Origin of the sequence: uncultured Methylobacterium sp. (assembly GCF_964244095.1) — a bacterium.
GTDB lineage: Bacteria > Pseudomonadota > Alphaproteobacteria > Rhizobiales > Beijerinckiaceae > Methylobacterium.
This window is the reverse complement of record NZ_CAXTHR010000186.1, coordinates 1-7,259: the sequence shown is the minus strand read 5'-3', so window position 1 is coordinate 7,259 and position 7,259 is coordinate 1. Positions and strand designations below refer to the sequence as shown.

The following is a 7,259-nucleotide window of genomic DNA, read 5'->3' as shown; positions in this document are numbered from 1 at the left end:
TTCGCGGCGCGCACGCCCTTCGGCACCCGCATCGCCCACGGCCTCTACACCGCCGGACTGATCTCGGCGGTGCTCGGCACGCGGCTGCCCGGCCCCGGCGCCGTCTACATCAGCCAGACCCTGAACTTCCGCGCGCCCGTGCGCATCGGCGACACCGTCGACGTGACCGTGGAGGTGGCCGAACTCGTTCCCGAGCGCCGCCGCGCCCGCCTCACCTGCACCTGCTCGGTGGCCGGCGAGGTCGTGCTCGACGGCGAGGCCCTGGTGAAGGTGCCGACCCGGGCCGAGGCCGACCCGCTCGCGGTCCGGATGGGCGGCCGCCCCGCCTCGTGAGCCCGGAGCCGATCGCCGACCCCGCCGACCCGCGGCTCGGCCCCTACGCCATGATGCGCGAGCGCGACCTGATCGGGCGCGCCGGCCGCTTCATCGTCGAGGGCGAAGTGACGCTGCGGCGGCTGCTCTCGGGCCGCGCCCGCTTCCGGGCCGAATCGATCCTGCTCCTGCCCGAGCGCGTCGCCGGGTTGTCCGATGCGCTCGACGCCTGTCCGGGACGGCCGCCGGTCTACGTCGCCGAGCGAAGGGTGATGAGCGCGGTGGCGGGCTTCCCGATCCACCGCGGGGTGCTCGCCGTCGGCATCCGCGGCGAGGAGGCCGCGGCCGACGGCGTCGTCCCCGCAGGCCCCGCCCCGGCGCTGGTCGTCGGGCTTGCCGGGCTGACCAACCACGACAACGTCGGCGCCGTGTTCCGCAACGCGGCCGCGTTCGGCGCCGACGCGGTCCTGCTCGACGCCGGAGCTTGCGATCCGCTCTACCGCAAGGCGATCCGCGTCTCGGCCGGCGCGGCGCTGACGGTGCCGTTCGCCCGGCTCGATCCCGGCGGCGACTGGCTCGGCGTCGCCGAGAGGCTCGGTCTGGTGCCGGTCGCGCTCAGCCCCGGCGCGTCGGAGGATCTGGCCGCATTCGCGCCGCCGCCCCGGGTGCTGCTGCTGCTCGGCACCGAGGGCCCCGGCCTGCCGGCCGCCCTGCTGGCGCGGATGCGCGGCCTGCGCATCGCGATGGCCTCGGGCGTCGATTCCCTCAACGTCGCCGTCGCCGGCGCGATCGCGCTGCATCGTATCGCCGGCGCAGGGCAGCGGCTTGTGCGCGATCACGACCTTGCGCGCGACAAAGGGCTGCAATTGCCGTGAACCCGCGTCAAGCTAGCTTGGCAGATGGCGGACCGCGCGGGGCCGCCCGTTCGCCGCGGTTTTTGTGAGGAGTCGGTCGCGTTGCTTCAGTCACGGGAGGGCCTGCGGACGCTGTCCGGGCGTCGGGTCGTGGTCGTCGGTGCCGGGCCGGGCGGCCTGGCCACCGCGTTGCTGCTGGCCAGGGCCGGCCTGCACGTCACGCTGTTCGAGAAGGACGGCCAGGTCGGCGGCCGCACCAAGACGGTTGAGGCGCCGGGCGGCTACAAGTTCGATATCGGCCCGACGTTCTTCCTCTACCCCCAGATCCTCGCCGACATCTTCACGTCCTGCGGCGAGCGGCTCGAGGACCACGTCAAGCTCGAACGGCTCGATCCGCAATACCACCTCGTCTTCGAGGCGGGCGGCGAGATCCGCGCCACCGGCGACATGGACCGCCTGGAAGCGGAGGTCGCCCGCATCGCCCCGGAGGACGCCAGGAACGTCAAGAAGTTCTTCGCCGACAACCGGGTGAAGCTGAAGTTCTTCAAACCCATCCTGCAGCAGGCGTTCCATACGCTGCGCAGCATGGCGAGCCCCGGCATGCTGCGCGCCCTCCCCTACCTGCATCCGGGCCGCAGCGTCGACGGGGAGCTGCGGCGCTACTTCGCCGACCCGCGGGTGCGCCTCGCCTTCGCGTTCCAGACGAAATACCTCGGCATGTCGCCGTTCCGCTGCCCGAGCCTGTTCACGATCCTGTCGTTTCTCGAATACGAGCACGGGGTCTACCACCCGGTCGGCGGCTGCGGCGCCGTCTCGGAGGCGATGGCGGGCCTGTGCCGCCGCATGGGCGTCGACCTCCGCCTCGGGACCGCGGTCGAGCGCGTCACCTTCGACGGCGCGCGCGCCGACGGCGTGGTCGCGGACGGCGAGACCTTCCCCGCCGACGCGGTCGTCATCAACGGCGACTTCGCCAAGGTGATCCAGGATCTGGTGCCGGAAGCGCGCCGCCCGCGCTGGCGCGACGCCAAGATCGGGAAGGCGCGGCTCTCGTGCTCGACCTTCATGATGTATCTCGGCATCGAGGGAACGGTGCCGGACAAGCTCGGGCACCACACGATCCTGCTGGCCGAGGAATACGAGCGCAACATCCGCGAGATTACCGAGGGCACGCTGCCGATGCAGCCCTCCCTCTACGTGCAGCATGCGGGCTACACCGACGGCGGCATGGCGCCGCCGGGCCACACCGCCCTCTACGTGCTGGTGCCTGTGCCGAACCTGAAGGCGGGGATCGACTGGCCGGCGACGCGGGCGTCCTACCGCGCCCTGGTGCTGGAACGGCTGAAGCTCCTCGGCCTGCCCGACATCGAGAGCCGCATCCGCTACGAGCGCATCGTCGACCCGGTCGAGTGGCAGGACGGGTTCTCCGTCTATGAGGGCGCCACCTTCAACCTCGCCCACGATCTGATGCAGATGCTCTATTTCCGCCCCCACAACCGGTTCGGGCCGGGCCTCTACCTCGTCGGCGGCGGGACGCATCCGGGCTCCGGCCTCCCGGTGATCTACGAGGGCGCCCGCATCTCGGCCCGCCTGCTGATCGAGGAACTCGCCGGCGCCCGCGTCGCCGCGACGTCCGGCGTGCCGGAGACGGCAGCACTCGCTGCCGGCGGCGAGGTTTCGTGACAGCCTGCCGCCCCGGCCCGTTCTCGCTTGGCCCGTCCTGGGCGGCAGGCCGCGGCCGTTCGGACCGGGTCGTCCTCGCTCTGGCGGCGATGCTGGCGGGTCTCGCCTCCGCCCGCGCCGCCACCGTCGAGGTCGAGGTCGAGGGCGCCGAGCCCGGCGGTTCGGTCTACGTGGCGCTCTGCCAGGGCGGCCTGTCGGAGGATGACTGCGCCCGCGGGCAGGACGCGCCGGTCCGCGGCGGGGCGCTGCACGTCGTCTTCAAGGACGTGACGTCGGGCGCCTACGCCGTCGCGGCGTTCCAGGACCTGAACGGAAACGGCCGCCTCGACCGCACCGGGCTCGGTCTGCCGCTTGAGCCCTACGGCTTCTCCGGTGCCGTCGGGCGCAAGGCCCGGCCCGACTTCGCCCAGGCCGCGTTCACCCTCCGCGAGCCGGGGACCGCGCTGCGCCTCCGGCTCGCCCGCGCCCTGCCACGCCACTGAGTCCCGCCGTGGCGGAGCCCCTGGTCCGCCTCGCCGGCGCCGTGCTCGCCTATCGCGAGCGGCGGGTCGTCGACCGGGTCGATCTCGCGCTCCGGGCCGGCGAGACCCTGGCGCTGCTAGGGCCGAACGGCGCGGGCAAGACCTCCCTGATGCGGCTGATCGCCGGCCGCCTCGCGCCCGGGGCCGGAGCCGTGCGGGTCGGCGGGCAGGACCCGTTCCGGGTCCGCGCCGCGCGCCGGGCGATCGGCTGGGTGCCGCAGGAGATCGCGCTCTATCCGCGCCTCACCGTCGCCGAGAACCTCGGCGTGTTCGCGCAGCTCGCCGGGATCGGCCGGCGGCGTCGCGCGCAGGCGGTGGCCGAGGCGATGGCGGTCACCGACATCGCCGCGATGGAAGCGCGCCCCGTCGGCCTGCTCTCGGGCGGCTACCAGCGCCGGGTCAACATCGCGGCGAGCCTGATGGGCTGCCCGGCCCTCGTGCTCCTCGACGAGCCGACGCAAGGGGTCGATCTCGTGGCACGCGCTGCGATCCACGCCGTGCTCGGCCGCCTGCGCGCGGGCGGCACCGCGATCCTGGTCGCGACCCACGACTTCGCCGAGGCCGAGCGCCTCGCCGACCGCGTCGCCTTCATGGCGCAGGGCCGGATCGTCCGGGAAGGCGCGCTCGCCGACCTGCTGGCGCAGCTTCGCGCCGGCGCCCCGGAGCACGAGGTCGCGCTCAGCCTCCCCCCCGGCCCTCCGGCGGAGGCTGCCCTGCGCCGCGCGGGGTTCGCGCCCTCGCAGACGCCCCTGGTGTGGCGGGCCGCGAGCCGCGCCGGCCAGGGCCTCGACGGGGCGGCGCTGCTCGGCGCCTTGCGCGCGCAGGGCGTGCCGGCCTCCGAGGTCCGCGTGCGCGCCCCGGGCCTCGAAGCCCTCTACCTCGATGCCCTCCACGACGACGCCGTGGTTCTCCGCCCCGCCGAGGCCCTGCGGCTGACCGGGGGAGCGATCCGATGATCGGCGCAGCCTTCCGCGTGATGCTGCTGAGCCTGGTGCGGGACCGGGCCGCCCTGGTGATGGCCTTCGTCCTGCCGACGGTGATCTTCGTCATCTTCGCCGCGATCTTCTCCGGCGCGGTCGGCGACCGCATCCGCATCCATCTCGGGCTGGCCGACCTCGCGGGTACCGCGACCACCGGGCGCCTGATGACGGCCCTCGAAGCCGACCCGTCGCTGCGCGTCACGCGGCTGCGCGAGACCACGCTGCCGGGGATCGTCGCGGCGGTGCGCGCCGGCGCGGTCGACGTCGCGCTCGTGCTGCGCGGCGACCTCGCGGCGGCGGCCGGCGGCGCGCCCGCCGGGCAGCCGGTCGTCCTGGTCGAGAACCCGGCCAAGGCGCTCGCTACCCCGATCGCGCTGGGCCAGCTCCAGCGCGTGCTGAACGAAGCCCTGCCCGACGTGGTGCTGTCCCGGATCGTCGCCGACGTCGAGCACAGCGGCAAGATCGGTCCGGACGAGCGCGCGTTCCTCGATCAGGCGTTCGCCGAGCAGCGCGCCAGGAAGGAGCCGTTCAGCTTCGCCGCGCTGGTCGAGCGCCGCAGCACCGCGTCGGGCGCGGCCAACGAGCGGGTGAGCTACTATGCGGGCGCGATCACCGCGGTGTTCCTGCTGTTTGCCGCGATGCAGGGCGCGATGTCGCTCACCGAGGAGCGCGCCTCGGGGCTCGCCGACCGGCTGATGGCGGGGCCGGGCGGCCTGGCGGTGATCGTGCTCGGCAAGTTCGGCTTCCTGACGGTGCAGGGCGTGGTCCAGGCCGGGCTGATCTTCGCGGCCGCCGCCCTCCTCTACGGCGTCGAGATCGGCCCGCACTGGCCGGCCTTCCTCCTCACCTGCCTCCTCGTCTCGGCGATGGCCGCCGGCCTCGCGCTCGCGGCGTGTGCCGCCGCGGCGACCCGCCAGCAGGCGCATCTGGCCTCGACCTTCGGCGTGCTGCTGCTCTCGGCGGTCGGCGGCAGCATGGTGCCGCGCTTCCTGATGCCGCCCTGGCTGCAGCAGGCTGGCTGGCTCACCCCGAACGCCTGGGCGATCGAGGCGTATCAGGGCGCGCTGGGCGACGGCATCCCGGCCTCGCTGACCGCCTGGGGCGTGCTCCTGGCCGTCGCGCTCGCGGGGCTCGGCGCGGCGCTGGGGCTGGTCTCGCGGCGCATGGCGTGACGGCGCGCGAGCGCGGCCGAAGGCCCCGCGTCGCGGCGTCGCCGCGACGCGGAGCGGCGGTTCGGGCACAGACGCCGCCCCATCGAACGCGAAGGACCGGGATGCTGCGCCTGCTGATCGCCGACGGCAACGACCGCGAAGGCCGCGCGATGCGCATCGCCACGGCGGGGCGGACCACGGCGGCGGCCTATGCCGCGGTGGTCGCCGACCTGATGCCGGGCGCGACCTGCATCCCGTTCAACCCGGCCGACGCGGATGCCGCCCTGCCGGACGGGGCCGGGCTCGCGGATTTCGACGGCCTGATCCTCACCGGGTCGAGCCTGCGCGTCGGCGAGGACGTCCCCGCGGTGCGGCGCCAGCTCGACCTGATGCGCGCGACCTTCGAGGCCGGACTCCCGAGCTTCGGCTCGTGCTGGGGCATGCAGGTGGCCGCCGCGGTGGCCGGCGGCGATGCCGGACGCAATCCGCGCGGGCCCGAATACGGCTTCGCCCGCCGCATCTGCGCGACGGAGGCCGGGCGCGGCCACCCGCTGCTCGCCGGCCGCGCTGCCGCCTGGGACGCGCCGGCGATCCACCTCGACGCCGTGATCGTGCCGCCGCCCGGCGCGCTGGTGCTCGCCGCGAACGCCCTGCTCGACGTGCAGGCGATCGCGATCCGGCACCGTGCCGGCCTGTTCCAGGGAACGCAGTACCATCCCGAGACCGACCTCGACGAACTCGCCGCGATGCTGCGCGCGAGCGCCGAGGACGTGATCGCCGCGGGCCTCGCGACGGACGCCGCCGCGGTCGCCTCGCTCTGCACCGAGATCGCGGCGCTTCACGATGCCCCGGACTCCGAACGCCGCACGATCGCGTGGCGCCTCGGCCTCGGCCCCGACGTGCTGGAGGCACGCCACCGCCGCCGCGAGATCGCGAACTTCCTGGACAACTTGTCCACGGCGCAGGCAAGCTGGCGCACGGCCGCGACCGGGTGGCGCGTTGACCGGGCCGGCGGCGGTTCTAGCTTCGCCTTGGCCGGATGAAGCGGCGGGGAGCGACGTTGCAGATGAGCCAGGATTCCTCGGTCGCCGTGGTCGGCAGCGGGTTGGGCGGGCTGGCCGCGGCCTGCGTGAGCGCGGCGCGCGGCCACCGGGTGACGGTCTACGACAAGAACGACTGGCTCGGCGGCAAGGCGGCGGTGCTGCACGAGGGCGGCTTCCGCTTCGACATGGGGCCGACGATCCTCACCGTGCCGCGCGTCCTGGAGCGCATCTTCGCGGAGGCCGGCCGGAACCTGCACGACTACCTCGACTTGCGCCGCCTCGACCCGCAATGGCGCTGCTTCTTCGACGACGGCACCCGCATCGACCTGATGCAGGGCGTCGCCCGCATGGCCGCCGACATGGACCGCTTCGCCCCCGGCACGGGCGCGGGCGACGGGTACAAGAAATTTCTCGCGGTCTCCGAGAACCTGCACGACATCTCGGAAAAATTCTTCTTCTGGAAGCCGGTCGAGGACCTGTTCGACACGATCAACATCCGCGCCAACCTGAACCCCGGCACGCTCCGCGACGTGCTGGCCCTGCGGATGCACGCCTCGGTGGCGAGCACCATCCGCGGCAAGGTCAAGGACGCTCGGCTCGCCCAGATGCTCGACCACTTCGTGCAGTATGTCGGCTCCTCGCCCTACGGCGCGCCCGCCGTGCTCTGCGCCATCGCACACATGCAGACCGCCGAGGGCGTCTGGTACCCGATGGGCGG

Annotated in this window: 8 protein-coding genes; all 8 read left to right on the top strand. The window is 73.9% G+C overall.

The genetic code is table 11. The features are described from left to right. Positions 1-333, top strand: a 333-nt coding sequence (croR, locus tag ACFE86_RS20295) for a 3-hydroxybutyryl-CoA dehydratase (RefSeq protein ID WP_375457130.1), incomplete at its 5' end; no start/stop codon positions are given. Positions 334-383: 50 nt separating this feature from the next. Beyond that, positions 384-1,187 (top strand): TrmH family RNA methyltransferase, encoded by an 804-nt coding sequence (locus tag ACFE86_RS20290; protein WP_375457132.1) that lies wholly within the window; start codon positions 384-386, stop codon positions 1,185-1,187. An 81-nt stretch (positions 1,188-1,268) separates the two neighbouring features. Continuing rightward, the gene (crtI, locus tag ACFE86_RS20285; RefSeq protein ID WP_375457129.1) at positions 1,269-2,846 is read left to right on the top strand and encodes a phytoene desaturase family protein; all 1,578 of its coding nucleotides are present in this window, start codon (positions 1,269-1,271) and stop codon (positions 2,844-2,846) included. Positions 2,847-2,935: 89 nt separating this feature from the next. Continuing rightward, positions 2,936-3,328, top strand: coding sequence for a DUF2141 domain-containing protein (locus ACFE86_RS20280; protein WP_375457131.1), 393 nt, complete (start codon positions 2,936-2,938; stop codon positions 3,326-3,328). Between the two features lie 8 nt (positions 3,329-3,336). After that, positions 3,337-4,323, top strand: a complete 987-nt coding sequence (locus ACFE86_RS20275; RefSeq protein WP_375457128.1) for an ABC transporter ATP-binding protein — start codon at positions 3,337-3,339, stop codon at positions 4,321-4,323. Then, positions 4,320-5,519: an ABC transporter permease gene (locus tag ACFE86_RS20270; RefSeq protein WP_375457127.1), complete on the top strand. Its 1,200-nt coding sequence runs from the start codon at positions 4,320-4,322 to the stop codon at positions 5,517-5,519. Before ACFE86_RS20275 ends, ACFE86_RS20270 begins: the two co-directional genes overlap by 4 nt. Positions 5,520-5,620: 101 nt before the next feature. Continuing rightward, positions 5,621-6,541 (top strand): type 1 glutamine amidotransferase, encoded by a 921-nt coding sequence (locus tag ACFE86_RS20265; protein ID WP_375457126.1) that lies wholly within the window; start codon positions 5,621-5,623, stop codon positions 6,539-6,541. A 23-nt stretch (positions 6,542-6,564) separates the two neighbouring features. Then, positions 6,565-7,259 (top strand): phytoene desaturase family protein (locus ACFE86_RS20260; RefSeq protein ID WP_375457125.1); only part of this gene is annotated, 695 nt, incomplete at its 3' end.